The sequence below is a fragment of the Microbacterium sp. GXF7504 genome, assembly GCF_054798235.1.
In genome coordinates this window covers 266,684-291,388 of the sequence record NZ_JBSJZI010000003.1, presented here as the reverse complement: position 1 = coordinate 291,388, position 24,705 = coordinate 266,684, and the positions used below count along the sequence as shown (strand labels likewise).

At 70.5% G+C, this 24,705-nt stretch carries 23 protein-coding genes; 13 read left to right on the top strand and 10 right to left on the bottom strand.

Annotation, left to right across the window (positions count from 1 at the left end; all coding sequences use genetic code 11):
- Positions 1-10: 10 nt before the first annotated feature.
- The 7 genes from ACWAUO_RS08830 to ACWAUO_RS08800 all read right to left on the bottom strand — a co-directional run bounded on the left by ACWAUO_RS08830 (position 11) and on the right by ACWAUO_RS08800 (position 8,311).
- On the bottom strand, positions 11-1,303 hold the full coding sequence (locus ACWAUO_RS08830) for a thymidine phosphorylase (RefSeq protein WP_460774762.1): 1,293 nt from the start codon (positions 1,301-1,303) through the stop codon (positions 11-13).
- Entirely contained in the window at positions 1,300-1,701 is a 402-nt protein-coding gene (locus ACWAUO_RS08825) for a cytidine deaminase (protein WP_460774761.1), read from the bottom strand. Before ACWAUO_RS08825 ends, ACWAUO_RS08830 begins: the two co-directional genes overlap by 4 nt.
- Before the next feature lie 21 nt (positions 1,702-1,722).
- Positions 1,723-3,024: an ABC transporter permease gene (locus ACWAUO_RS08820; protein ID WP_460774760.1), complete on the bottom strand. Its 1,302-nt coding sequence runs from the start codon at positions 3,022-3,024 to the stop codon at positions 1,723-1,725.
- A complete protein-coding gene (locus ACWAUO_RS08815; RefSeq protein WP_460774758.1) occupies positions 3,021-4,337 on the bottom strand; it encodes an ABC transporter permease in 1,317 nt (438 codons plus the stop codon). The genes ACWAUO_RS08820 and ACWAUO_RS08815 overlap by 4 nt, the downstream gene beginning before the upstream one ends.
- Positions 4,334-5,854 carry an ABC transporter ATP-binding protein gene (locus ACWAUO_RS08810; protein ID WP_460774757.1) on the bottom strand — a complete coding sequence of 507 codons (1,521 nt, stop codon included), beginning with the start codon at positions 5,852-5,854 and terminating at the stop codon, positions 4,334-4,336. The genes ACWAUO_RS08815 and ACWAUO_RS08810 overlap by 4 nt, the downstream gene beginning before the upstream one ends.
- Before the next feature lie 94 nt (positions 5,855-5,948).
- Positions 5,949-6,998, bottom strand: a complete 1,050-nt coding sequence (locus tag ACWAUO_RS08805; protein ID WP_460775248.1) for a BMP family lipoprotein — start codon at positions 6,996-6,998, stop codon at positions 5,949-5,951.
- A gap of 197 nt (positions 6,999-7,195) precedes the next feature.
- Positions 7,196-8,311: a mannose-1-phosphate guanylyltransferase gene (locus ACWAUO_RS08800; RefSeq protein ID WP_460774755.1), complete on the bottom strand. Its 1,116-nt coding sequence runs from the start codon at positions 8,309-8,311 to the stop codon at positions 7,196-7,198.
- 208 nt (positions 8,312-8,519) lie between these two features.
- Here ACWAUO_RS08800 and sdhC point away from each other — a divergent pair, with 208 nt between their 5' ends.
- The 5 genes from sdhC to ACWAUO_RS08775 all read left to right on the top strand — a co-directional run bounded on the left by sdhC (position 8,520) and on the right by ACWAUO_RS08775 (position 13,297).
- On the top strand, positions 8,520-8,954 hold the full coding sequence (gene sdhC, locus ACWAUO_RS08795) for a succinate dehydrogenase, cytochrome b556 subunit (RefSeq protein ID WP_460774753.1): 435 nt from the start codon (positions 8,520-8,522) through the stop codon (positions 8,952-8,954).
- Positions 8,954-9,397, top strand: a complete 444-nt coding sequence (locus ACWAUO_RS08790; protein ID WP_460774752.1) for a succinate dehydrogenase hydrophobic membrane anchor subunit — start codon at positions 8,954-8,956, stop codon at positions 9,395-9,397. Before sdhC ends, ACWAUO_RS08790 begins: the two co-directional genes overlap by 1 nt.
- Before the next feature lie 40 nt (positions 9,398-9,437).
- Positions 9,438-11,267: a succinate dehydrogenase flavoprotein subunit gene (gene sdhA / locus ACWAUO_RS08785; protein ID WP_460774750.1), complete on the top strand. Its 1,830-nt coding sequence runs from the start codon at positions 9,438-9,440 to the stop codon at positions 11,265-11,267.
- A complete protein-coding gene (locus ACWAUO_RS08780) occupies positions 11,267-12,043 on the top strand; it encodes a succinate dehydrogenase iron-sulfur subunit (protein WP_460774748.1) in 777 nt (258 codons plus the stop codon). Before sdhA ends, ACWAUO_RS08780 begins: the two co-directional genes overlap by 1 nt.
- Positions 12,044-12,124: 81 nt before the next feature.
- On the top strand, positions 12,125-13,297 hold the full coding sequence (locus ACWAUO_RS08775) for a YihY/virulence factor BrkB family protein (protein WP_460774747.1): 1,173 nt from the start codon (positions 12,125-12,127) through the stop codon (positions 13,295-13,297).
- Positions 13,298-13,304: 7 nt separating this feature from the next.
- On the opposite strand, the gene ACWAUO_RS08770 is transcribed toward ACWAUO_RS08775, so the two are convergent.
- Positions 13,305-13,763 (bottom strand): hypothetical protein, encoded by a 459-nt coding sequence (locus tag ACWAUO_RS08770; RefSeq protein ID WP_460774745.1) that lies wholly within the window; start codon positions 13,761-13,763, stop codon positions 13,305-13,307.
- Positions 13,764-13,838: 75 nt separating this feature from the next.
- Between ACWAUO_RS08770 and ACWAUO_RS08765 the strand changes: the two genes are divergently transcribed.
- From ACWAUO_RS08765 to trpS, 3 genes are all read left to right on the top strand, one after another.
- The gene (locus ACWAUO_RS08765; RefSeq protein ID WP_460774744.1) at positions 13,839-14,687 is read left to right on the top strand and encodes an exodeoxyribonuclease III; all 849 of its coding nucleotides are present in this window, start codon (positions 13,839-13,841) and stop codon (positions 14,685-14,687) included.
- 68 nt (positions 14,688-14,755) lie between these two features.
- Positions 14,756-16,657 (top strand): NHL repeat-containing protein, encoded by a 1,902-nt coding sequence (locus ACWAUO_RS08760; RefSeq protein ID WP_460774743.1) that lies wholly within the window; start codon positions 14,756-14,758, stop codon positions 16,655-16,657.
- 103 nt (positions 16,658-16,760) lie between these two features.
- The gene (trpS, locus tag ACWAUO_RS08755) at positions 16,761-17,765 is read left to right on the top strand and encodes a tryptophan--tRNA ligase (protein ID WP_460774741.1); all 1,005 of its coding nucleotides are present in this window, start codon (positions 16,761-16,763) and stop codon (positions 17,763-17,765) included.
- A 111-nt stretch (positions 17,766-17,876) separates the two neighbouring features.
- Here trpS and ACWAUO_RS08750 read toward each other — a convergent pair whose 3' ends face one another.
- The gene (locus ACWAUO_RS08750) at positions 17,877-18,725 is read right to left on the bottom strand and encodes an endonuclease domain-containing protein (protein WP_460774740.1); all 849 of its coding nucleotides are present in this window, start codon (positions 18,723-18,725) and stop codon (positions 17,877-17,879) included.
- 207 nt (positions 18,726-18,932) lie between these two features.
- Here ACWAUO_RS08750 and ACWAUO_RS08745 point away from each other — a divergent pair, with 207 nt between their 5' ends.
- Together ACWAUO_RS08745 and ACWAUO_RS08740 are read left to right on the top strand one after the other, a co-directional pair.
- Positions 18,933-19,493, top strand: a complete 561-nt coding sequence (locus ACWAUO_RS08745) for a GNAT family N-acetyltransferase (RefSeq protein WP_460774739.1) — start codon at positions 18,933-18,935, stop codon at positions 19,491-19,493.
- A 115-nt stretch (positions 19,494-19,608) separates the two neighbouring features.
- Complete coding sequence (locus ACWAUO_RS08740; protein WP_460774737.1) at positions 19,609-20,481, top strand: Fpg/Nei family DNA glycosylase; 873 nt, start codon at positions 19,609-19,611, stop codon at positions 20,479-20,481.
- A gap of 7 nt (positions 20,482-20,488) precedes the next feature.
- Here ACWAUO_RS08740 and ACWAUO_RS08735 read toward each other — a convergent pair whose 3' ends face one another.
- Positions 20,489-21,517: a LacI family DNA-binding transcriptional regulator gene (locus tag ACWAUO_RS08735; RefSeq protein WP_460774736.1), complete on the bottom strand. Its 1,029-nt coding sequence runs from the start codon at positions 21,515-21,517 to the stop codon at positions 20,489-20,491.
- Between the two features lie 155 nt (positions 21,518-21,672).
- Here ACWAUO_RS08735 and ACWAUO_RS08730 point away from each other — a divergent pair, with 155 nt between their 5' ends.
- From ACWAUO_RS08730 to ACWAUO_RS08720, 3 genes are read left to right on the top strand one after another with little or no spacing between them, the layout of a single operon-like run.
- Complete coding sequence (locus ACWAUO_RS08730) at positions 21,673-22,932, top strand: sugar ABC transporter substrate-binding protein (protein WP_460774734.1); 1,260 nt, start codon at positions 21,673-21,675, stop codon at positions 22,930-22,932.
- A complete protein-coding gene (locus ACWAUO_RS08725) occupies positions 22,929-23,885 on the top strand; it encodes a carbohydrate ABC transporter permease (RefSeq protein WP_460774733.1) in 957 nt (318 codons plus the stop codon). The genes ACWAUO_RS08730 and ACWAUO_RS08725 overlap by 4 nt, the downstream gene beginning before the upstream one ends.
- Entirely contained in the window at positions 23,882-24,694 is an 813-nt protein-coding gene (locus ACWAUO_RS08720; protein ID WP_460774731.1) for a carbohydrate ABC transporter permease, read from the top strand. The genes ACWAUO_RS08725 and ACWAUO_RS08720 overlap by 4 nt, the downstream gene beginning before the upstream one ends.
- The last annotated feature ends 11 nt before the right edge of the window (positions 24,695-24,705 follow it).

Genomic DNA, 24,705 nt, shown 5'->3' with positions numbered 1-24,705 from the left:
CTCCTCGGGGTCAGGCGGTGATGCGTTCGAGCACGATGGGGGATGCCGCGGGCGCGGTGTCCGCGATCTCCCAGGCGCCGTCGACGGCGGCGAGGGCCCGGTCGAACCGGGCCGCGTCGTCGGCCGACAGCGTGAACAGCGGCTGACCGGCCTGGACCGTGTCGCCGGGCTTCGCGTGCAGGTCGATGCCGGCGGCGTGCACCACCGGGTCCTGGGCGCGGGCGCGGCCCGCGCCCAGGCGCCACGCGGCGATGCCGAACGGCAGCGCCTCGAGGCGCGAGAGGACGCCGGAGCGGGGCGCGGTCACGGTGTGGGTCTCGCGGGCGACGGGCAGCGCCGCATCCGGGTCGCCGTCCTGGGCGGTGATCATCGCGCGCCAGGTGTCCATGGCACGTCCGTCGCGGAGCGCGGCCTCCACGTCTGCGTCCGGCTGCCCGGCGAGGGCGAGCATCTCGCGGGCGAGGGCGACCGTGAGTTCCACGACGTCGGCGGGGCCGCCGCCGGCGAGCACCTCGACGGACTCCCGCACCTCGTTGGCGTTGCCGATGGCGAGGCCGAGCGGGGTGTTCATGTCGGTGAGCAGGGCGGTCGTCGCGACCCCCGAGTCGGTGCCGAGGGCGACCATGGTGCGGGCGAGCTCGCGGGCCTTGTCGACGTCGCGCATGAACGCACCGGAGCCGAACTTCACGTCGAGTACGAGCGCGGCCGTGCCCTCCGCGATCTTCTTCGACATGATGCTGGAGGCGATGAGCGGGATCGCCTCGACCGTGCCGGTGACGTCGCGGAGCGCGTACAGCCGCTTGTCCGCGGGGGCGAGGCCGGAACCGGCCGCGCAGACCACGGCACCGACCGAGGCGAGCTGCGCGGTGAGCTCCTCGTTCGTCAGCGCGGCGCGCCAGCCAGGGATCGACTCGAGCTTGTCGAGCGTGCCGCCGGTGTGGCCGAGGCCCCGGCCGGACAGCTGCGGCACGGCCACGCCGAACGAGGCGACGAGCGGTGCGAGCGGCAGCGTGATCTTGTCGCCGACCCCGCCGGTGGAGTGCTTGTCGACCGTGGTCTTGCCGAGCCCTTCGAAGCTCATCCGCTCCCCCGACGCGATCATCGCGTCGGTCATGACGCGGATCTCGTCGCGCTCCATGCCGTTCAGCAGCACCGCCATCGCGAACGCCGCCATCTGCGCGTCGGAGACGTACTCGCGGGTGTAGGCGTCGATCATCCAGCGCAGTGCGTCCTCGCCGACGGCGCCGCCGTCGCGCTTGGTGCGGATGACGTCGACGGCGTCGAAGGGCTCCACGCCGCTCACGCCTTCATCTCCTGAAGGTCGCGCGGACCGAACGCGTCGGGCAGCACCTCGTCGATCGTCTTGATGCCGGAGACGGTCTCGAGCAGCATCCCGGGCGTCGAGAACTCGTACAGCAGCTGGCGGCAGCGTCCGCACGGCATGATCGTCTGCTCGGCGCCGTTCACACAGGTGAAGGCGACGAGCCGGCCGCCGCCGGTCATGTGCAGGTCTCCCACGAGGGCGCACTCGGCGCACAGGCCCACGCCGTAGGAGGCGTTCTCGACGTTGCAGCCGGACACGATGCGGCCGTCGTCGGTGAGCGCGGCGGCGCCCACGCTGTAGTTCGAGTACGGCGCGTAGGCCTTCTTCATGGCGTCGACGGCCGCTGCCCGCAGCGCCGCCCAGTCGATGTCGGTCATGTGACCCTCCGGATGCGGGCGTCAGCCCTTGATGTACGGTTTGCCGGCGGCGGCGGGTCCGCGAACCTTGCCGACGAGGCCGGCCACGGCGAAGATCGTCACGACGTACGGCAGCATCAGCATGAACTCGCTCGGCACCGGCGAACCGATGACGCCGAGCGTGTTCTGCAGGTTCGAGGCGAACCCGAACAGCAGTGCCGCGAGGGTCGCGCGCACCGGGTCCCAGCGTCCGAAGATGACCGCCGCGAGGGCGATGTACCCGGCACCCGCCGTCATCTCCTTGTTGAACGCGCCGACCGAGCCGAGGGTGAAGAACGCACCGCCGAGCCCCGCGATCGCGCCGGCGAGCGAGACGTTCCAGAAGCGCGTCCGGGCGATGTTGATGCCCACCGTGTCGGCGGCCTGCGGGTGCTCGCCGACCGCGCGCAGACGCAGGCCCCACTTGGTGTGGAACAGGCCCACGTACACGAGCGCGACGGCGATGTACATGATGTAGACGATGATCGTCTGGCGGAAGAACATCGGCCCGATCAGGGGGATGTCGCCGAGCACCGGGATGCTGATGCGCGGGAAGCGCGGCGGCGAGTTCAGCCCGGCGCGGTCCGCGGTGAGCACCTGCGAGTACAGGAAGCTCGTGAGGCCCACGACGAGCACGTTCAGCACCACACCGACGATGACCTGGTCGACGAAGTACTTGATCGAGAACGCGGCGAGGGCGAAGGACACGAGCATGCCGGCCACGGCCGCCGCGAGCAGCCCGATGAACGGGTTGCCGGTGATCGAGGCCACGACCGCGGAGGTGAAGGCGCCGGCGAGCAGCTGACCTTCGATCGCGATGTTCACGACGCCCACACGCTCGCTGATGACGCCGCCCATGGCACCGAAGATGAGCGGCACCGACAGGCTGAGCGCACCGGCCAGCAGGCCGGGCATCGGGATGACGTGGGTCTTCGCGCCGGCCGCCGCCCAGGTGAGGAACCCGATGACGAACAGCACCGCGAAGACGACCGTGAGCCACAGCGGGACGCGGCGCTTGGCGCGCACCAGCAGCGCACCGGCGATCGCGATCACCGCCATGGCCGCGACGACGAGGATGCCGGTGGTGCGGCCGTCGAGGGTCACCTCGGGCAGCGCGATGAGGTCGCCCTCCGAGGAGAGGCGGAAGACCGCCCCGCCGTCGCCGCCGGCGAGGAGGAACAGGAGCGCGGCGAGCACCGTGACGACGCCGAAGATGATCGGCGCCTTCCAGCTCACGACGACGGTGGTGGCGAGCACCTTGGGCGCGGGGCTGGCGTGCTCGTGCTGGGTCGCAGTGGTGCTCACGACGCGCTCCCTTCACGGACGGACAGATCCCGGGCGGGGCGCTGTCGCTTCTTCTTGGGCGCGGCGCCGGGGGTGGGCAGCCGGAAGATCGCGCGCACGAGCGGCGGCGCGGCGATGAACAGCACGATGAGCGACTGCACGACCGAGACGATCTCGATCGGCACGCCCTCCGCGGCCTGCATGGCGTACCCGCCGGCCTTGAACGCGCCGAACAGGATGCCGGCGACGAGCACGCCGATCGGGGTGGAGCGCCCCAGGAGGGCGACCGTGATCGCGTCGAAGCCGATGCCCGCGTCGATGCCGCTGGAGAAGCCCGCGGTCGAGACGCCGAGCACCTGGTCGACGCCGGCGAGGCCGACGAGCGCACCGGCGATGAGCATCGCGTACACGTACATCGACTTCACGTTGATGCCCGCGACGCGTGCGGCATCGGGGTTGATGCCCACCGCGCGGAAGCGGAAGCCGAGCGCCGAGCGGTTCAGGATCCACCAGACCACCGCCACCGCGATGAGCGACAGGATGAAACCGGCGTGCAGGTTGTAGCCGGGCCCGAGGAGGTCGGGCAGCACCGCGGTCTCCTTGATCGCCGCGGTCTTGGGGTTGCTCTGCCCGGGCGCCTGGAGGAGACCCGGGGTGCGCAGCATCCACGACACGAGGTACAGGGCGACGTAGTTGAGCATGATCGTGACGATCACCTCGTGCGCACCGGTGCGGGCCTTCAGCACGCCCGCGATCCCGGCCCACGCGGCGCCGGCGACCATGCCGGCCAGGAGCGCCACGATGATGTGCAGCCCCCAGGGCAGGTCGACGCCGAAGCCGACCCACCCGGCCGCCGCGGCGGCGACGAGCATCTGACCGCGACCACCGATGTTGAACATGCCGACGCGGAACGCGAGCGCCACACCGAGACCGGCCGCGATGAGCGGGGTCGCGAACGTGAGCGTCTCGGTCAGCGGGCGGATGCCGGAGACGAAGTCGGGGCGGCGGAAGTTGTAGACGGAGCCCTGGAAGAAGGCGGCGTAGGCGCCCGAGACCGACTCCCAGATCGCGGCGAACGTGTCGCCCGGCCGCGCGAAGAAGTACCCGGCGGCCTCTTGCACGCCCTCGTCGGTGACGGCGATCATGATCGCGCCGACGACGAGCGCGAGCACGATCGCGAGGAGCGAGATCATGAAGCTGCCGGTGGTGATCTCGCGGAACGCGCGGTGCCAGCGGCCCTCCGGCTGCGGCCGGTTCGGGGTGCCTGAGGAGCGTCGGGTGGGCTCCGCCGGCATCTCGAGGGCGACGTCCGGGTCGGATGTACGGTCGCTCATGCGGCGGCCCCTTCGATGGTCGGTTTCTCGCCGGCCATCATGAGGCCGAGGACGTCACGGGAGGTGTCGCCGGGCACGATGCCGACGACCTCGCCGCGGTACATCACCATGATCCGGTCGGCGAGGGCGAGCACCTCGTCGAGCTCGGTGGAGACGACCACGACGGGGACGCCCGCGTCACGGGCGGCGACGATGCGCTTGTGGATGAACTCGATGGAGCCGACGTCCACACCGCGGGTGGGCTGCGCGGCGACGAGGAGCCGCAGGTCGCGGCTGAGCTCGCGCGCCAGCACGACCTTCTGCTGGTTGCCGCCGGAGAGGCGTCCGACGTGGGTCTCCGACGACGGCGTGCGCACGTCGAACTCGGCGATCTTCTCCTTGGCGAACCGGTCGAGCTCCTTCAGCTGGAGGCTCCCGGCCTTCACGAACGGCCCGCCGGCGGAGCGGTCGAGCATGAGGTTCTCGGCGATGGAGAACTCCCCCACCAGGCCGTCCTCGTTGCGATCCTCGGGGACGAACCCGACGCCGGCGTCGAGGATGTCGCGCACGCTCCGACCGTGCAGTTCGGTGCCGTCGAGCCGGATGCTGCCCTCGACCCGCGGCTGCAGACCGAGCAGCGCCTCGGTCAGTTCGGTCTGCCCGTTGCCCTGCACACCGGCGACGGCGAGGATCTCGCCGCGCTGCACCTCGAAGGCGACGTCGTTGACGACGAGCTGCCCGATCGGGTCGATGACCGTGAGCCCCTCGACCACGAGGCCGGTGCCGCCGAGCTTCGGCGCATCCTTCTGCACCGTCAGCTCGACCGAGCGCCCCACCATCAGGGAGGCGAGCTCGGCGTTGGATGCGGTGGGCGAAGCCTCGCCGACGACCTTGCCGAGGCGGATGACGGTGATGCGGTCCGCCACCTCGCGGACCTCGCGCAGCTTGTGGGTGATGAAGACGATGGAGGTGCCGGAGTCCTTGAGCTGGCGCATGATCGCCATGAGCTCGTCGGTCTCCTGCGGGGTGAGCACTGCGGTCGGCTCGTCGAACACGAGCACACGGGCGTCGCGGGAGAGCGCCTTGATGATCTCCACCCGCTGCTGCACGCCGACCGGCAGGTCCTCGATGAGGGCGTCGGGGTCGACGTCGAAGCCGAACCGGTCGGAGATCTCGCGCACCTTCGCGCGAGCCGCCTGCAGGTCGAGCCGGCCGCCGAAGGTCGTCTCCTCGTGGCCGAGCATGACGTTCTCGGCGACCGTGAAGACCGGGATGAGCATGAAGTGCTGGTGGACCATGCCGATACCGGCGCGCATGGCGTCACCGGGACCGGCGAAGTGCTGCTCCACATCGTCGAGGAGGATCTCGCCGCCGTCGGCCTGGTACAGGCCGTACAGCACGTTCATGAGGGTGGACTTGCCCGCCCCGTTCTCGCCGAGGAGGCAGTGGATCTCACCGGCGTTCACGGTGAGATCGATGTGGTCGTTGGCCACGAGAGACCCGAACGTCTTCGTGATGCCTCGGAGCTCGAGTTTCATACGTCGATCCTATGTCGGAGGGGAATCGCCCCGTCACCGGGGAATGTGGGAGGGGAGGCCGGCGATGCCGACCTCCCCTCCGCGGTGACCGGGATCACTCGGCCAGGTAGGACTCCACGACGATGTCGCCGTCGATGATGGCCTGCTTGAGCTCGTCGATCTTCGCGGACAGCTCGGCCGGCACCTTGTCGGTCCAGTCGTGGAAGTCGGCGAGGCCGACGCCCTCGTTCGCGAGCGTGCCGACGAACGGCGTGTTGTCGAACTCGCCGTTGCCGGCGGCCACGACGGTGTCGTACACACCCACGTCGATGCCCTTGAGGATCGAGGTGAGCAGCAGCGGGCCCACGCCCGGGTCGGTCTCGAAGACGTCGGCGTCGACACCGATGAGGGCGATGTCCTTGCCGGAGTCCTCGATGGCGGCGGCGGCCGACTGGTAGATCGGGCCACCGACCGGGAGGATGATGTCGGCGTTCTGGTCGATCAGACCCTGCGCGATCTGGCGCGCCTGGTCGTTCGCCTCGAAGCCGCCGGTGAACGAGTCGAGGCCGAGCACCTGCACGGAGGCGCCGTTCTCCTCGTTGTAGTAGTCGACGCCCTGGGCGAAGCCGTCCATGAAGATCGTCACGGTCGGGATGTCCATGCCGCCGAAGGTGCCGACGACGCCGGTCTGGGAGACGCCCGCCGAGAGGTACCCGGCGAGGAACGCCGCCTGCGCGGTGTCGAAGATGATCGGCTTGATGTTGTCCGAGTCGGTGTTGCCGTCGAAGTCGGTGTCGACGACGTCGTCGATGGAGACGTACTCCACGTCGGCGTTGGCCTGCGCGGAGGCGGAGGCCGCGTCGGCGAGGAGGAAGCCGACGGTGATGATCGTCGAGCAGCCCTGGTCGACCAGGCTCTGGACGTTGGACTCGAAGTCGGTCTCCGACTGCGACTCGACGGTCTTGTACTCGACACCGAGCTCGTCGGCGGCGGCCTCCAGGCCCTCGAAGCCGAGCTGGTTGAACGACTTGTCGTCGAACCCGCCCGAGTCGGAGACCATGCAGGGCAGGTAGTCGGATGCGGCGTCGCCGGTGCTCGAGCCCTCGGGGGCCGAGCCGCAGGCGGCCAGCAGCGCCGCGGTGCCCGCGAGTGCGAGGCCGCTCATCAGCGCCTTGTTCGTCTTCTTCACGAGTCCTCCATCAGAAAAGACAGGGTCCGTCCCGGCGGATTCCGGAACGGATGCCGTCACGTTACCCCGAGCCCTCCACGGCGGACGTGCCCGGCTGAAGGACGCAATGGAATGGTTACAAACGCGCGGACCGGGTGCCGGAGGACGTGGCACCCGGTCTCACCGGTGCGTGGTCAGAGGACGTCGCCGCGACCGGTCAGCTTCAGCGCGTCGACGACCTGCTTCACCCGCTGCGCGTGCTCGCTCGTCGTGACCAGGAGCGCGTCCGGAGTGTCGACCACGACGATGTCCTGCACCCCGATGAGCGAGATGACGCGCTTGGTCTGGGTGACGACGATGCCGCTGGAGGCGTCGGAGAGGATGCGCGCGTGCTCGCCGAGGACGGCGAGGTCGTTCTTGCGACCGTTGGAGATGAGCTTGGTGAGGCTCGCGAAGTCGCCGACGTCGTCCCAGTCGAAGTGCCCCGGCACGACGGCGAGGCGTCCCTTCGCCGCGGCGGGCTCGGCGACCGTGTAGTCGATCGCGATCTTCTTCAGTTCGGGCCAGATCCGGTCGACCACGGGACCGCGACGCTCGCGGTCGTCCCACGCCTCGGCGAGCTCGAGCAGCCCCGCGTGCAGCGCCGGCTCGTTCGCCTCGATCTCGGCGAGGATCACATCGGCACGGGAGATGAACATGCCCGCGTTCCACGAGTAGGCGCGGTCGGCGAAGTAGGACTTCGCGGTGTCGAGGTCGGGCTTCTCCACGAACCGCTCGACCAGGCTCGCCTCCGGCGCGCCCTCGACGTCGAGCTCCCCCGCCCGCTTGATGTAGCCGAAGCCGGTGGACGGCTCGGACGGCTGGATGCCGATCGTGCAGATGTAGCCGGCACGCGCGACCTCGACGGCCTGGCGCACCGCGAAGTCGAAGACGCGGGCGCCGCGGATGACGTGGTCGGCCGCGAACGAGCCGATGACGACGTCGGGCTCCCGACGGACCAGCACGGCGGCCGCCAGCCCGATGGCCGCGGTGGAGTCACGCGGCTCGGACTCGAGGAAGACGTTCCGGTCCGGGATGCCGGGGAGCTCCCGCTCGACGGCGGCGCGGTGGGCGCGGCCGGTGACCACCGCGATGCGGTCGGGGCCGGCGAGCGGCTCCAGCCGGTCCCAGGTGTCGCGCAGCAGCGTCTGGCCGGAGCCGGTGAGGTCGTGCAGGAACTTGGGGGCCTCGGCCCGCGACAGCGGCCAGAGCCGGCTCCCGATCCCGCCGGCCGGGATCACCGCGTAGAAGTCCTCGATGGGGTTCGCCATGCCGACACCGTACCCGGCGGGACCGCGCGCCCGCGCGACGGGGTCCCCGCATTACCGATATCTCGACGCCGAGACAATAAGGTCCGCCTAAAGAGCGCCGTGCAGACGCTGGGAATAGGATGATCGGCAGCGCCGTCGTGACGCGAGGGGGTCCGCGCCCCCGCCGGAGCACCGTCCGCTCCGCCATGTTCGATCAGGGAGGACGATCGTGTCTGCACCAGCACGCGTCACACCATCCATAGCCCAGACGACCTCGAAGGTTCCCCGCGGGACGCTGTACCGCGGAAACGAGGGCATGTGGTCGTGGGTCCTGCACCGGATCACCGGTGTCGCCATCTTCTTCTTCCTCCTCGTCCACATCCTGGACACCGCGCTCATCCGCGTCTCCCCCGAGGCGTACGACGCGGTCATCGGGACGTACAAGAACCCGATCATGGGCATCGGCGAGGTCTTCCTGGTCGCGGCGATCGCGTACCACGCCTTCAACGGCCTGCGCATCATCCTCGTCGACTTCTGGGCCAAGGGCGCCAAGTACCAGCGACAGCTGTGGTGGATCGTGCTCGGCGTCTGGCTGGTCACGATGCTCGGCTTCGCACCGCGCCACCTCATGAACGTCTTCGCTTCGACGGGAGGGGGCCACTGATGAGCGCCACCATCGCCGATCCCCGCACCCCGCACACCGCGCCGCGCAAGAAGGGCGTCAACCTCGAGAAGTGGGGTTGGGTGTACATGCGCGCCTCGGGCGTGCTCCTGGTCGTCCTCATCTTCGGACACCTGTTCGTGAACCTGCTCACCGGCGACGGCATCCACCAGGTGGACTTCGCCTTCGTCGCCGGCAAGCTCTCCTCGCCGTTCTGGCAGTGGTGGGACGTGCTCATGCTGTGGCTCGCCCTCATCCACGGCGCGAACGGCATGCGCACGGTCGTCAACGACTACGTGACGCACAACGGCACCCGCCGCATCCTCGTCTGGGCCATCTGGATCGTCGCGGCGTTCCTGATCGTGCTGGGCACCCTCGTGGTGTTCACGTTCGACCCCTGCCTGGGCGTGACGAGCGAGAGCTCGCTCTGGGAGCTGTGCCAGTAGCGCGGCGCTTGGACGACGAGACAACGACAAGAGGCATTCTGTGAGCACCCATTCGAACGAGGACGTCGTCGTCAAGGACGGCGTCTACTACCACCAGTACGACATCGTGATCGTCGGCGCCGGCGGCGCCGGCATGCGTGCGGCCATCGAGGCCGGCCCCGGCGCGAAGACGGCCGTCATCACGAAGCTCTACCCCACCCGCAGCCACACCGGCGCCGCGCAGGGCGGCATGGCCGCGGCCCTCGCGAACGTCGAGGAGGACTCGTGGGAGTGGCACACCTTCGACACCATCAAGGGCGGCGACTACCTCGTCGACCAGGATGCCGCGGAGATCCTCGCCAAGGAGGCCATCGACGCGGTCATCGACCTCGAGAACATGGGTCTGCCGTTCAACCGCACCCCCGAGGGCAAGATCGACCAGCGCCGCTTCGGCGGGCACACCGCCGACCACGGCAAGGCCCCGGTCCGCCGCGCCTGCTACGCCGCGGACCGCACCGGCCACATGATCCTGCAGACGCTGTTCCAGAACTGCGTCAAGCTCGGCATCAACTTCTACAACGAGTTCTACGCGCTCGACCTCATCACCACGAAGGACGCCCTGGGCAAGACCCAGGTCGCCGGCATCGTCGCGTACGAGCTCGCCACCGGCGACCTGCACGTGTTCCACGCCAAGGCCGTCATCTTCGCCACCGGCGGGTTCGGGAAGATCTTCAAGACGACCTCGAACGCGCACACCCTCACCGGTGACGGCGTCGGCATCGTCTGGCGCAAGGGCCTCCCCCTCGAAGACGTGGAGTTCTTCCAGTTCCACCCGACCGGGCTCGCGGGCCTGGGCATCCTCCTCACCGAGGGCGCCCGCGGTGAGGGCGCGATCCTGCGCAACGCGTCCGGCGAGCGGTTCATGGAGCGCTACGCCCCGACCATCAAGGACCTCGCACCGCGCGACATCGTCGCCCGCTGCATGGTCAAGGAGGTCCTCGAGGGCCGCGGCGCCGGTCCCAACAAGGACTACGTGTACCTCGACTGCACCCACCTGGGCGCGGAGGTGCTCGAGACGAAGCTCCCCGACATCACCGAGTTCGCCCGCACCTACCTCGGTGTGGACCCGGTCGTCGAGCCCGTCCCGGTCATGCCGACCGCGCACTACGCGATGGGCGGCATCCCGACGAACACCAAGGGCGAGGTGCTGGCCGACAACGAGACCGTCGTCCCCGGTCTCTACGCCGCCGGCGAGTGCGCCTGCGTCTCGGTGCACGGCGCGAACCGCCTGGGCACCAACTCGCTCCTGGACATCAACGTGTTCGGCAAGCGCTCCGGACAGAACGCGGTCGAGTACGTGAAGACCGCCGACTTCGTCCCGCTCCCCGAGGACCCCGCCAAGGAGGTCCGCGAGATGATCGAGGGCCTGCGCGCGAACCCGGGCTCCGAGCGCGTCTCCGTGCTGCGCAAGACGCTGCAGGAGGAGATGGACGCGAACGCCCAGGTGTTCCGCACCGAGGAGACGCTCACCAACGTCATGGGCACGATCCACGACCTGCGTCAGCGGTACAAGAACATCCACGTCGACGACAAAGGCAAGCGGTACAACACCGACCTGCTCGAAGCCGTCGAGCTGGGCTTCCTGCTCGACCTCGCGGAGATCGTGGCGTACGCCGCGCGCAACCGCAAGGAGAGCCGCGGCGGCCACATGCGCGAGGACTACCCCGACCGCGACGACGAGAAGTACATGCAGCACACGATGGCGTACCTCACCGGCGACCCGCACTCGCCGGACCCCGAGGACCACATCCGCCTCGACTGGAAGCCCGTCGTGTTCACGAAGAACGAGCAGGGCGAGTTGAACTACCCGCCGATGGAGAGGAAGTACTGATGTCGACCATCGTCGCCTCCGAGGCCGAGTCCGGGACCGAGACCGCAGTCGCGGACACCGGGATCCAGTCCTACCTCGTCACGTTCAACATCCGCCGCTTCGACCCCGAGGTCGACGCGGAGCCGCGCTGGGTGGACTACGACGTCGAGATGTACCCCACCGACCGCGTGCTGGACGCGCTGCACAAGATCAAGTGGGAGGTCGACGGCTCGCTGTCGTTCCGCCGCTCGTGCGCGCACGGCATCTGCGGCTCGGACGCCATGCGCATCAACGGCCGCAACCGCCTCGCCTGCAAGACGCTGATCAAGGACCTGGACATCTCCAAGCCGATCTACGTCGAGGCGATCAAGGGTCTGCCCCTGGAGAAGGACCTCATCGTCGACATGGAGCCGTTCTTCGCCTCCTACCGCGAGGTGCAGCCCTTCCTCATCGCCAACTCCACGCCGGAGAAGGGCAAGGAGCGCACCCAGTCGATCGTCGACCGCGAGCGTTTCGACGACACCACCAAGTGCATCCTCTGCGCCGCGTGCACCTCGTCGTGCCCCGTGTTCTGGACCGACGGCCAGTACTTCGGCCCGGCGGCGATCGTGAACGCGCACCGCTTCATCTTCGACTCGCGCGACGACGCGGGCGACGTGCGCCTGGACATCCTGAACGACAAGGAGGGCGTGTGGCGCTGCCGCACGACCTTCAACTGCACCGAGGCGTGCCCCCGCGGCATCCAGGTCACCAAGGCCATCGCCGAGGTCAAGCAGGCGGTGCTCCGCGGCGCCTGAGCCCGCACCACGACCGACACGACCGGATGCCGCGACCACGCGGCATCCGGTCCGTCGTTCCCGGCTCGATACAGTGTTCTCGTGAGTGATCGTGGGGACGCCTCCGAGCTGCGCGCCCGGTGGGACGCCCGCCAGGCAGCGCTCAAGGAACGGTTCGAACTGCCCGTGGAACGGGTCACCGACCTCACGCAGCGCACGCTCTCCTGGTTCCCGATCCGGGTATGGCGCCATTTCCTGCGCCACAACGGGTTCCTCCTGGCCGCGGGAATCTCGTATCAGGCGCTGTTCACGATCTTCGCGTCGATCTACCTCGCCGCGGTCGTCATCGGCGTCTGGCTCGGCGGCAACGCGGAGGCGGTCGAGGGGCTCATCACCCTCATCAACGCCTACGTACCGAACCTCGTGAGCGACAACGGGCTCATCCACCCCTCCCAGGTGGACGCCGCCGTCTCCGGGGCCGGCGGCAGCGCCGTCACGATCACCGGGCTCGTCGCGGTGGGCGTGGTCGTGTGGACCTCCATCGGCTTCGTCACCTACACCCGACGAGCCGTGCGCGACACGTTCGGGCTCCCCTACGACGGCCGCAGCTTCATCATCCTGAAGGCCCGCGACTTCGTCGCCGCGCTCCTGTTCGGCGTCGCCCTGCTCGTCGGCTGGGCCCTCGTGCAGCTGACGGTGTGGGCGCTGGGGCTCATCTTCGACGCGCTCGACCTCGGCAGCGGGTTCAGCTGGTCCGCCATCGCGGTGCGGGTGCTCACCTTCATCGTCGCGTTCGCGATCAACGCGGTCGCCCTCGCCCTCCTCTTCCGGTTCCTCACCGCCACCACCCTCCCCTGGGCGCGCATCTGGCCGGGGTCGCTCCTCGGCGGTGCGGCGCTGGCCGTGCTGCAGTTCGGGGCGGGACTCCTCCTCATCTACAGCCCCTCGAACCCGCTGCTGGCGAGTTTCGCGATCCTCTTCGGCTTCCTGCTGTGGTTCCGTGTCTGGGGCATCGTCATCCTCGTCGCCGCGGCGTGGATCGCCGTCTCGACCTCCGACCGGAACATCCCCCTCGAACTCCCCAGCGACGAGGAGATCCGCCGGCGGGAGCAGGAGGCCCTCGCGCTCGCGGCGCAGGTGCGGCTGCGCGAGGCGCTCGAGGCCTACGCGGCCGCATCCTGGCCGCGCCGGCTGGTCCTGGCGCAGGAGGTCCGCCGGGCCCGGCTCGCGGCGGCTGCCGCGCAGCCGCCGGAGGCCCCGTCCACCACGCCCTGAGCCCGGCTCAGGGGGTCGGGCGTGGCGGACCGCCCGCCGACCGCGCGGCGAACGCCAGGGCCACGCCGGGCACGACGAGGCAGATGCAGATCGCCGCGGGGACGGCGATCGGGAGGATCCCCGGCGCCAGCACGACGTCGAGCACGAGGGTGAGGACGAATGCGGCCGCGCCGGCGCCGATGAGGACGGTGAGGGTGGCCGCGTACGCCGCACCGGCGGGCCGACCCGGAGCGCCGAGTCCTCGGGCGAGGGCATACAGGGTCCACGACCCGACGCACACCAGCGCGAGGCCGCTCCCGTCGCGGACCGCCGCCGCGGCGGCGATCGGCAAGACCGATTCGACGGCGAGGATCACGACGAGAAGGGCCGCCGACGCGATCGCCCCCGCCAGGCACAGCCGACGTGCCCCCGCGATCGTCACGGGCGGTCTCGCGGGTTCGACCGCATTCGGCACACCGGTGGGCATGGCCACGATGCTAGGCGGCGGCCGCGACCGCTGCAGCGGACCTGTGGAGTCGGCGGCTCCGTCTACCCTGGACGGGTGCCTCGAACGCTCCGCATCGCCACTGTCAACGTCAACGGGATCCGTGCCGCGGTCCGCAACGGGATGGGTGCCTGGCTCGACGCCGCGGGCGTCGACATCCTCGCCCTGCAGGAGGTGCGCGCCGAACGCGTGCACCTCGAGACGGCCCTGCCCGGGTGGGAGCTGCTGCACGACGAGTCGCACACGAAGGGCCGCTCCGGCGTCGCCGTGGCCAGCCGCATCCCCGCGGTGGCGTCGCGCACCGAACTCGGCGACGACACGGTCGACTCGCAGGGCCGCTGGCTCGAAGCCGACTACGACATCGACGGGCAGCGGCTCACGGTCGTGAGCGCGTACGTGCACTCCGGTGAGGACGGCACGCCCAAGCAGGACGCGAAGTACGGCTTCCTCGACGCCATGAGCGCCCGGATGCCGGAGCTCTCGGCCGGTGGGGCGCTCGCCCTCATCATGGGCGACCTCAACGTCGGCCACCGCGAGCTCGACATCAAGAACTGGCGCGGCAACGTGAAGAAGGCGGGCTTCCTCCCGCGCGAACGCGCCTACTTCGACCGGTTCTTCGGGGACGAGGGCGCGGACGTGCAGGGCGTCGACGGTTCCACCGGAACCGGCCTCGGCTGGGTCGACGTCGGACGCCGCTTCGCGGGCGAGGTCGACGGTCCGTACACGTGGTGGTCGAACCGCGGACAGGCGTTCGACAACGACACCGGATGGCGCATCGACTACCACCTCGCGACGCGCCCGATGGCCGATCGCGTCGTCGACTACCGGGTGCACCGGGCGGCCGCGTACGCCGAGCGGTGGAGCGACCACGCGCCCGTCGTCGCGGATTACACGCTGGACAACTGACCCGCCGCGCTGGTTGACTCGGCCGGAGCGGGGGCCGAGGGGTTGCCCCTTGCCCTCGAGGAGCCTCCATGGTCAGTGTCCGCCGTGCCGTCCTTCCCGCCGTCCTGCTCGTGTCCGCGCTCGTCGCGACCGCATGCGCAGCCACCCCGGCGTCCGCATCCGGTCTGCCGGGGGCGATCGCGCCGCTCGTCTCCGACGAGGGCGGGGGCTGGAAGGTCGACGCCTGGGCCCTCGGCCCCGGCGAACCCGAGCACCTCGCCTCGGCGACCGCCGACGGCGACGGCGGCTTCGCGCTGGACGTCACCGCGACGGAGGGCCCGCTGTACGTCGAGGCCCGCGCCGGCGGCGCACCCGCCGCCCCCACGCTCAGCGCCGTCGTCGCGTTCCCCGAGGACGTGTCCCGGCTCACGCTGAACGAGCGCACGACGGTCGCCGCCGGCTACGCACTCGCGCAGTTCTTCGGGCGGGCCCTCCCCTCGGGGTCGGTGCTCGGGATGACCAACGCCGCCCGCATGGCCGCGAACCTCGCCGACCCGCAGACCGGCGACTACGGCGCCGTGCTCACCTCCGCCCCGAACGGCGACCAGACCACGGCGGAGGCGACCTTCACCTCGCTCACCAACATCCTCGGCGGCTGCCTCGCCGACGGCGCGGTGTGCGAACAGCTCCACGAGATCGCCGCCGGCCTCACCCGGGTCGAACCCGAGTCGACGGCGGCCTCGTTCGCCGCGATCGCCCGCGACCCCGGCCCCGCCGCATCCGAGCTCTACGAGCTCTCGCTCGCCCGCGCCGGCGACCGGCCCGGGCTGTCCGAGGCGCCGGCCGCCTGGACGATCGCGCTGCGCTTCGACGGCGACGGGCAGTCGCTCGGGGGCCCGGGCAACTTTGCGCTCGACGCCGAGGGCGACATCTGGGTCAACAACAACTACCAGTACGACGCCGACCCGCAGACCGGGGTCTGCGGGAGCGACGAGTTCTTCGAGTTCGGTCCCGACGGATCGCTGCTGCACACCTACTCCGGCGGCGGGCTGTCCGGCTCCGGGTTCGGCATCGACTTCGACCCGCAGGGCCGGCTCTGGTTCAGCAACTTCGGGTTCGCCGCCCCGGTTCCCGGCTGCCCCGAGGACGAGCAGCCGCCGCACGACAGCATGTCCCTGTTCACCCAGGACGGCACCGCGCTCTCCCCCGCCGGGACCGGCTTCACGCAGGGCGACCTGTTCTGGCCGCAGGGCATCGAGGTCTCCGGCGACGGCAGCGTGTGGATCGCGAACTGCGGCAGCTCGACCGTGAGCCTGTACCCGCAGGGCGACCCGGACCGCGCCGTCAACCTCGGCAGCCTCGGCCTGCAGGAGCCGTTCGACGTCGTCGAGAACGGCACGGCAGTCTTCGTCACCGGCAACATGAACGACACCGTCGCAGTGATCGGCCCCGACGGCACCCCGCTGCCGGGCTCGCCGCTGACCGGATCCTTCGACGCACCCATGGGGCTGGCGACGGACAAGGACGGCAACGTGTGGGTCGCGAACTCCGGCGGCATCTCGCTCCCCTGCCCCGACCGCACCGAGCAGGGCCCCGGCACCCCGTCGCTGGTCATGATCTCCCCGGACGGCACCGAGGTCTCCCCCGCCTACACCGGCGGCGGCCTGCTCCTGCCCTGGGGCATCACGACGGACGGGGACGGCAACGTCTGGGCCGCGAACTTCAACGGCAAGCGGATCGCCGCCTTCTGCGGCGCCGACGCCGCCACCTGCCCGCGCGGGCTCCAGACCGGCGATCCGATCTCCCCCGAGGGCACCGGCTACGCCTTCGAGGGCCTCACCCGCAGTACGGGGATCATGGTCGACACCGCCGGGAACGTCTGGGTGACCAACAACTGGATCGACATCCCGGTGCAGACGAACCCCGGCGGGCACCAGATCGTCGCGTACGTCGGCGCCGCCGCGCCGGTGGACCCGCCGGTGTTCGAATGAGCCGGGCGGCGCCTCCGGGACGCGGGGGCGCCGCATCCGGCGCGTGGCGTGCATCCCTCCGCCGACGCGGGGGCGCCGCATCCGGACCTCGTAGACTGGGTCGGTGACGAAAGCGCGCCTGTACTCCGGAATGCAGCCCTCGGCCGACTCCCTCCAGATCGGCAACTACATCGGGGCGCTCATGCAGTGGCGCGACCTGCAGGAGTCGTACGACGCGTTCTTCTCCGTCGTCGACCTGCACGCCCTGACGCAGCCGAACGACCCGGCGGAACTGCGCCAGAAGACCCGCCGCACGGCTGCACAGTACATCGCGGCCGGGATCGAGCCGTCGAAGTCGACCCTGTACGTGCAGTCGCACGTGCCCGCGCACGCCGAGCTCGCGTGGGTGCTGTCCACGATCACCGGCTTCGGCGAGGCCGGCCGCATGACCCAGTTCAAGGACAAGTCGCAGCGCTACGGCACCGACGCGACCAACGTGGGCCTGTTCACCTACCCCGTGCTCATGGCGGCCGACATCCTGCTCTACCAGACCGACATCGTGCCGGTCGGCGACGACCAGAAGCAGCACGTCGAGCTCACCCGTGACCTCGCGGAGCGCTTCAACGGCCGCTACGGCGACACGTTCCGGGTGCCGGTGCCGATGATCCAGCAGGACACCGCCCGCATCTACGACCTGCAGAACCCCACCTCGAAGATGTCGAAGTCGGCCGAGTCCGACGCCGGCGTGCTGTGGCTGCTGGACGAGCCGTCCAAGAGCGCGAAGAAGATCATGCGCGCGGTGACCGACTCCGAGGGCGCGGTCCGCTACGACCGCGAGCAGAAGCCGGGCGTCTCGAACCTCCTCGTCATCTACGCGGCCCTCACCGGTCGGCAGATCCCCTCGATCGAGGACGAGTACGCGGGCCGCGGCTACGGCGACTTCAAGAAGGGGCTCGCCGAGGTCGTCGTCGAGGAGTTCGGTCCGGTGCGCGAGCGCGCCCTCGCCCTGCTCGACGACCCGGCCGAGCTCGACCGCGTGCTCGCCCGGAACGCCGAGAAGGCCGCATCCGTCGCGAACGAGACGCTCGACGCCGTCTACGACCGCATCGGACTGCTCCGCCGCTCATGACCCGTCGCCCGAACGGGCCGTCAGGCGTTCACAACTCAGGCAGAACAGCGTCTGCACAGTGATTTCGGCGCCCGAACGTCGATTCTGCCTGAATTATGAACACGAGAACGGTCAGCCCCGGGCACGGATGAGGCCGCGAACCGCCGCGCGGACGACATCCGGCTCGTGGAACAGATGCTCCGCCAGAGGCCGGAGGGTCGTGTAGCCCTGCGCTGCGGCCGACAGGTCGCGGCGGCGGTCGTCCCGCTGCTTTTCCCAGCCTTCGTGATGCGCCCGGCTGTCGCACTCGATGATGAGCCAACCTTCGACGAGGAAGTCCACCCGCCCGACGCCCTCGATCCGGGCCTGGGCACGGAACCTGAGGCCGAGCTGGCGCAGGATCAGCCGCATGAGCGTCTCCGGTCCCGACTCGGCCGACCCGTCCGCGAGCGCGCACACCACGCGGTACCGGTACGGCAGCCGACCCCGGATGTCCGCGAGTGCCGCGTCGGACACGAACCCGAGGTGCAGCGCACTGTCGAGGGTCGCGACCGCGCACCGCACCGGCTGACAACGGATCGCCTGCACGACGGCGTCACGCACGTCAACGGTGGCGGCGGTCGGGGGTTCCGCCAACGGCGACCAGTGCAGCCGCAGCTTGTCGCGGTCCACGGTCGCGAGCGGACGATGCGGATCATGCGGCGAGCGGAGCCGCGACATCCGCCGTTCGACGTGCACGTGCAGGCGGCTGGTGTCCAGAACGAAGACACCCAGCATCCGGAGCAACGAGACGCAAGCGAGGCGTCCGCCGATGCGGACCGCCTGCTCGACGTCGGGCTCCCGGAAGTACATGTACCGGTCCCGGCGGACCCTCAGGAGCGTCCCGGCGCGGACCGCCGCGGTGATCTGCCGCGGACGCAGGCCCATCGCGAGCAGCTCCGCGCGGGTGTGGATGAGCGGGATCGTCTCTTCAGCGCGCATGTCACCGAGCGTCGGCCGGAACCGGTGGCGGCGGCCGGGGCGCTCCGGAACCGCGGGATGACAGGGGCTCGGCCGCCGCTGGGGAGGACCGGTGCGCACAACTCAGGCAGAATCGCCGCCGGGACCGGTTCCAGCTGGTCCGGCGGCCGGTTCTGCCTGAGTTGTGAACGGGGCAGGCACAGGCGTCGGCGGCCGTAGGGTGTGGGGATGGAGCCGGTGGAACTGCGGACGGAACGCCTGACCCTGTCGATCCCGGTGGGCTCGGATGCGGACGCGCTGTACGAGGCCTGCCAGGACCCCGACATCCAGCGGTACACGACCGTGCCGTCGCCGTACACGCGCACGCACGCCGCCGGGTTCCCGGTGCGGGCGGCGAAGGGGTGGGAGGACGGGACCGACGCCATCTGGGCCCTCCGCCGCGACGGCACCCTCGCCGGCGTCGTCGGCCTGCACCGGCTGCAGGACCGTGACGGCGAGCTCGGCTACTGGCTCGCACCGGGCTTCCGCGGCAGCGGTCTCATGACCGAGGCGGCGGATGCGGTCGTGACCTGGGGCTTCACCGGCCCGCTCCGGATGGCCCGCATCGAGTGGCGGGCGGTCGTCGGCAACACCGGTTCGGCGGCGATCGCGCAGCGGCTGGGGCTCCGGTACGCCGGGGTCCTCCGGCGGGCGCTCCGCGACGGCTCGGGCCGGCGCAGCGACGGCTGGGTCGCCGACCTGCTCCCCGGCGACCCGCGGACCCCGGTCGACTGGGGCGTCCCCGACTGACCCGACCGACCCGACCGACCCGACCGACCCGACGGGCCAGCCTGCCGTCGAGCACACCGCCGCTCCCGCGCGCAAACCCCGCCCCGACCGCGGCGGGCGGTGGCAGGATGTGGGCATGCCCGAGATGCCGGAGGTCACCGGGCTCGTCGAGTTCCTCGCCGGGCGCACCACCGGCCTGCGCATCGGCCGCGTGCGTGCGGTCGCGATCTCCGCGCTGAAGACGTACGACCCGCCGCTGGAGGCGCTCGAGGGCGGCACCGTGACCGGCGTCGCCCGGCACGGGAAGTTCGTCGACGTCGCGGTCGACGCCCCCGCCGGCCCGCTCCACCTCGTGTTCCACCTCGCGAAGGCCGGCTGGCTGCGGTGGTACGACGAGGCGCCGACGACGCCCGTGAAGCCCGGGAAGAGCCCGATCGCGCTCCGGCTCGCGTTCGACGACGGCGCCGGGTTCGATCTCACGGAGGCCGGGACCAAGAAGTCGCTCGCGGTGTACACCGTGCGCTCCCCCGCCGACGTCCCCGGCATCGCCCGCCTCGGCCCCGACCCCTTCGACCCGGGTTTCGACCGCGACGCGTTCGCGGCCCTGCTCGCCGGCCGACGCACGCAGATCAAGGGGGTCCTCCGCGACCAGTCGATCATCGCCGGGATCGGCAACGCCTACTCGGACGAGATCCTCCACGCCGCCAAGACGTCGCCGTATGCGCTGGCCGCTACGCTCGGCGACGACGACGTCGACCGGCTGTACTCGGCCATGGTCGAGACGCTGCAGGATGCGGTGGCCGCCGCATCCGGACGCCCGCCCGCCGAGCTGAAGGATGCGAAACGGCGCGGGATGCGGGTGCACGGTCGCCGCGGGGAGGCGTGCCGGGTCTGCGGCGACGAGGTGCGGTCGGTGTTCTTCGCCGACAACAGCCTCGAATACTGCCCCACGTGCCAGACCGGCGGGAAGCTCCTCGCCGACCGCCGGCTGTCGCGGCTGCTGAAGTAGCGGCGGCTCAGGCGCCGGAGACGGTGGATCCGCGGACGACGAGCCGCGGCTCGATCGCCTCGACGCCCGGGTGGTCCTCGCCCTCGAGCGCTGCGAACAGCCGCTGTGCGGCACGGCGGCCCATCGTCTCGAACCGCATGTCGATCGTCGTCATCGCCGGACGCGAACCGAGGGCCATCGGCGCCCAGTTGTCGAAGCCGACCACGGCGATGTCGTCCGGCACGCGCACGCCGCGGTCGTGCAGGATCTCGAGCACCCCGCGCGCGATCTGGTCGCTGCCGCACACGATCGCGTCGACCTCCGGTCCGTCGTCGAGGAGTGCGGCGACGGCCGTGCGTCCCCACGCCTCGGTCCAGGCGCCGTAGACCGGCGGCTGCACGAGCGCGAGTCCGCTGTCGGCGAGCTGCGCCTCGGTGCCCTGCACACGGTCGCGGGCTGCGGCGTACGTGTGGTCGCCGGTGATGTGGGCGATGCGGCGCCGGCCGAGGTCGACCAGGTGCTCGGCCGCCATGCGGCCGGCGCGCACGCTGTCGACCACGACCGAGGAGTCCGCCGGGTCGTTCGAGGGCGCGTAGGCGTAGATGACCGGCACCGTCACCCGCTGCGTGAGTGACGGCCGCGGGTCGGTGCGGGAGCCGACCACGATGAGGCCGTCGACCTGGCGGCCGAGGAGGGCCTTCAGGTGGTACTGCTCGCGGATGGCGTCGTCGCGCGCGTCGCACAGGAGCACGGACATCTGCCCCGCACCGAACGCGTCCTCGGCGCCCATCAGGATCGGGAGGCTGAAGCGTCCGTCGAGGTCGTTCGTGAGGAGCCCGACCGTGCCGCTGCGGCCCTGCAGGATCGCCTGGGCCAGCGAGTTCGGCGTGAACGAGAGGCGCTCGGCGGTCTCGATGACGCGCCGCCTGGTCTCCTCGCTCACCTGGTCGCGCCCGTTCAGGGCCTTTGAGGCCGTGGCGATCGAGACGCCCGCGAGCGCGGCGACGTCGCGCAAGGTCACCTTGCGCTGCCGCGAGGTGTGCTGCGTGTCCGTCATCGTCGTCGTCCCCCTGGTGCGAGTGTACGGAAAACCTTCTCAGGATCGTCGAGTTGTGCGATCCGATCGTCGATGTTACCGTCCCGAAAGGGGTTTCGTACATTTTCGCCCCGCACCCGGAACCCGTCCGGGTTACAGCACCAGAAGGAGCTTCAATGATGATGAACCGCACGCGGAACCGCGCGGTCGCGGCGGCGGCGATCGCCGTCGGCACGCTCACGCTCGGCGCCTGCTCCGGCGGCGGCAGCGGCGACTCCAGCGCGGACGGCGAAGACGTCGTCACCGTCTGGCACTACTTCACCGACGACCAGCAGGTGAAGCTGGTCGAGGAGTACAAGACCCTCTTCGAGGCCTCGCACGAGGGCGCCACGGTCGAGAACGTGTACGTCCCCTACGACCAGCTCAACTCGAAGCTCATCTCGGCCGCCGGTGCCGGCCAGGGCCCCGACGTCGTCGTGTTCAACGGCGCGGACGCCTCCACGCTCGCTCTCGCCGGCGCGCTCGCCCCGCTCGACGAGTACTGGGACGGCTACGAGGATGCGGGACAGTTCTCCGACGCCGCCATCCACGAGGTCGAGGGCACCACCTACGCGGTGCAGGGCTACGTGAACGTGCTCGGCCTCTGGTACAACGCCGACCTGCTCGCCGAGATCGGCGTCGAGGTGCCCACCACGATGGACGAGCTCGAGGCCGCGATGGCCGCATCCGTCGCCGCCGGCCACGGCGGCATCACCCTCTCCGGCCTGCCGAACTCGCAGGGCGAGTGGCAGGGCTACCCCTGGCTGAGCGCCTCGGGCTTCGACTACGACGACCTCGACCAGGACGCCTTCCAGGCCGGTCTCGAGCGCATCGCGGGCTGGGTCGACGAGGGCTGGCTGCCGCAGGAGGCCGTGAACTGGGACCAGACCGTCCCGTTCCAGCAGTTCGCCGCCGGTGACTACGCCTTCGCCGCGAACGGCAACTGGCAGCAGGGCACCGCGGCCGCGGAGGCCGGCTTCGAGTACGGCGTCACCGCGCTCCCGCTCGGTGCCGACGGTCAGGTCTACCTCGGCGGTGAGGGCGAGGCGATCGGCGCGTTCAGCGACAACCCCGACCTCGCCTGGGAGTACCTGAAGACCACCTACTACTCGGCCGAGGGCCAGCTCCTCGCCCCCGAGATCGTCGGCTCCCTGCCCACCCGCACGGACGCGGCCGCCGACGAGGTCGTCACCTCCAACGCGCTGCTCGCGCCGTTCGCCGAGACCATCGAGCTCTACGGCGCCGCCTACCCGTCCGCAGCGGTCCCGGCCGACGCCGTCGCCGACCTGCAGCTGACCGTCGGCCAGGCCTGGAGCTCGGTCATCGGTCGCCAGTCGTCGCCCGCCGACGCCGCCGCATCCGCCATCGCGACCCTCACGGGCCTGCTCGGCCGATGAGCCGTTCCACCATCACCGCCGGCGTCGGGGCAGCAGCCCCGGCGCCGGCCGGCCGGATCCGCCGGAAGCGCGCCGACGCGACAGGCTCCCGCGCCCGCGTCTGGTTCATCATCCCGGCCGCCGTCTTCATGGGCGTGTTCGGGCTGTACCCCCTCATCCAGCTCCTCTGGATGAGCCTCAACGACGTCACCCAGCGCACCATCAACACGGGCGACTGGGACTTCGTCGGCATCGCCAACTACATCGAGGGCTTCAGCACGGGCCAGAGCGGCCCCGCCCTCGTGCGCACCCTCGTGGTCGTCGTCATCGTGACCGTCCTCGGCATGGTGCTGGGCTTCGCCGCGGCCGTCGTGCTGCGCACCCAGGGACGCTGGTCCGACGTGCTCCTGGCGATCATGGTGTTCGTCTGGGCCCTCCCCCCGATCGTCAACGGTTCGACCTGGAAGTTCCTCCTCGGCGACGACGGGCTCATCAACACGATCCTCGGCTTCTTCGGACTCGCGAAGCCCATCCCGTTCCTCTACGACACCACCTGGGCGCTCATCTCCGTCGCCTTCGTCGGTGCCTTCGCCGTGATCCCCTTCAACGCGCTCGTCTACCGCGCCTCGCTCACCGCCATCGACCCCGAGGTCTTCGAGGCCGCATCGCTCGACGGCGCCAGCAAGTGGGGCGAGATCCGGCACATCATGATCCCCTCCGCCCGGCCGACCACCATGGTGCTGCTCGTGCTGACGATCGTCTACGCGTTCCGCAGCTTCGACTTCATCTACGTCATGACCTACGGCGGCCCCGGCACCGCGACCAACACGCTGCCGTTCCTCGGCTTCCTGCAGGCGTTCAACCGCTACGACTACGGCCTCGGCTCGGCGACCTCCGTGCTGGCCGTCCTCGCCGTGCTCGTGCTCGCCGTCATCTACGCGCGCAGCATCCGCAAGGAGGAGAAGGACGCATGAACGCCAAAGCCGGCCCCATCGCCATCACGGTCAAGGCGCTGTTCAGCGTCGCCTACGGCCTGCCGATCCTGTGGATCGTGCTCACCTCGTTCAAGTCCGCGTCCGACGTGTTCGGCGGCAACGCGCTGCTGTTCACCCCGACCCTCAGCGCGTACGAGCGGGCGATCAACCCGCAGCTGTTCACCGCGCTCGGCCAGTCGGCGCTCATCGCGACCGGCACCACCGCGCTCGTGCTGCTCATCGCGGTCCCCGCGGCGTACGGCCTCGCCCGCGTGAGCGGCTGGATCGCCACCCTGGGCCTCGGCCTGCTCATCGTGCTGCAGATGCTGCCGCAGACCGCGCAGGTCATCCCGCTGTTCGCGATGTTCGGCAACTGGGGCATCCTCGACGAGACCGGCACCGTGATCCTGGCGGACGCGGCGCTGCTCATCCCGTTCGCGACGCTGCTGCTGCGCCCGTTCTTCCGTGCCGTGCCCCCCTCCCTCGAGGAGGCGGGTTCCCTGGACGGCGCGGGACCCTTCCGCGCGTTCTGGTCGATCGCCCTGCCGATCGCCCGCAACGGCATCCTGACGGTCGCCTCGATCACCTTCCTGCAGTCGTGGGGCGAGTTCCTCTACGCGGTGCGCTTCTTCCTGTCGCCGCAGAACTACCCGCTGTCCGCGCTGCTGTCGCAGCAGGTGTCGGCGTTCGGCATCGACTGGCCGGGGCTCATGGCCCTCGCCGTGCTCACCTCGATCCCGATCCTCATCGTGTTCATGTCCACCTACCGCATGCTGCGCGACGGCCTCACCGTCGGCGCCGTCAAGTGACCACCCCTTTC

What these genes read in the sequence shown, in the direction of transcription:
- ACWAUO_RS08825 (WP_460774761.1), bottom strand. Translation starts at nt 1,701, where the DNA reads ATGACCGACATCGACTGGGCGGCGCTGCGGGCAGCGGCCGTCGACGCC.
- ACWAUO_RS08815 (WP_460774758.1), bottom strand. Translation starts at nt 4,337, where the DNA reads ATGAGCGACCGTACATCCGACCCGGACGTCGCCCTCGAGATGCCGGCG.
- ACWAUO_RS08810 (WP_460774757.1), bottom strand. Translation starts at nt 5,854, where the DNA reads ATGAAACTCGAGCTCCGAGGCATCACGAAGACGTTCGGGTCTCTCGTG.
- ACWAUO_RS08805 (WP_460775248.1), bottom strand. Translation starts at nt 6,998, where the DNA reads ATGAGCGGCCTCGCACTCGCGGGCACCGCGGCGCTGCTGGCCGCCTGC.
- ACWAUO_RS08800 (WP_460774755.1), bottom strand. Translation starts at nt 8,311, where the DNA reads ATGGCGAACCCCATCGAGGACTTCTACGCGGTGATCCCGGCCGGCGGG.
- ACWAUO_RS08790 (WP_460774752.1), top strand. Translation starts at nt 8,954, where the DNA reads ATGAGCGCCACCATCGCCGATCCCCGCACCCCGCACACCGCGCCGCGC.
- ACWAUO_RS08780 (WP_460774748.1), top strand. Translation starts at nt 11,267, where the DNA reads ATGTCGACCATCGTCGCCTCCGAGGCCGAGTCCGGGACCGAGACCGCA.
- ACWAUO_RS08770 (WP_460774745.1), bottom strand. Translation starts at nt 13,763, where the DNA reads ATGCCCACCGGTGTGCCGAATGCGGTCGAACCCGCGAGACCGCCCGTG.
- ACWAUO_RS08760 (WP_460774743.1), top strand. Translation starts at nt 14,756, where the DNA reads ATGGTCAGTGTCCGCCGTGCCGTCCTTCCCGCCGTCCTGCTCGTGTCC.
- ACWAUO_RS08750 (WP_460774740.1), bottom strand. Translation starts at nt 18,725, where the DNA reads ATGCGCGCTGAAGAGACGATCCCGCTCATCCACACCCGCGCGGAGCTG.
- ACWAUO_RS08745 (WP_460774739.1), top strand. Translation starts at nt 18,933, where the DNA reads ATGGAGCCGGTGGAACTGCGGACGGAACGCCTGACCCTGTCGATCCCG.
- ACWAUO_RS08740 (WP_460774737.1), top strand. Translation starts at nt 19,609, where the DNA reads ATGCCCGAGATGCCGGAGGTCACCGGGCTCGTCGAGTTCCTCGCCGGG.
- ACWAUO_RS08735 (WP_460774736.1), bottom strand. Translation starts at nt 21,517, where the DNA reads ATGACGGACACGCAGCACACCTCGCGGCAGCGCAAGGTGACCTTGCGC.
- ACWAUO_RS08730 (WP_460774734.1), top strand. Translation starts at nt 21,673, where the DNA reads ATGATGATGAACCGCACGCGGAACCGCGCGGTCGCGGCGGCGGCGATC.
- ACWAUO_RS08725 (WP_460774733.1), top strand. Translation starts at nt 22,929, where the DNA reads ATGAGCCGTTCCACCATCACCGCCGGCGTCGGGGCAGCAGCCCCGGCG.
- ACWAUO_RS08720 (WP_460774731.1), top strand. Translation starts at nt 23,882, where the DNA reads ATGAACGCCAAAGCCGGCCCCATCGCCATCACGGTCAAGGCGCTGTTC.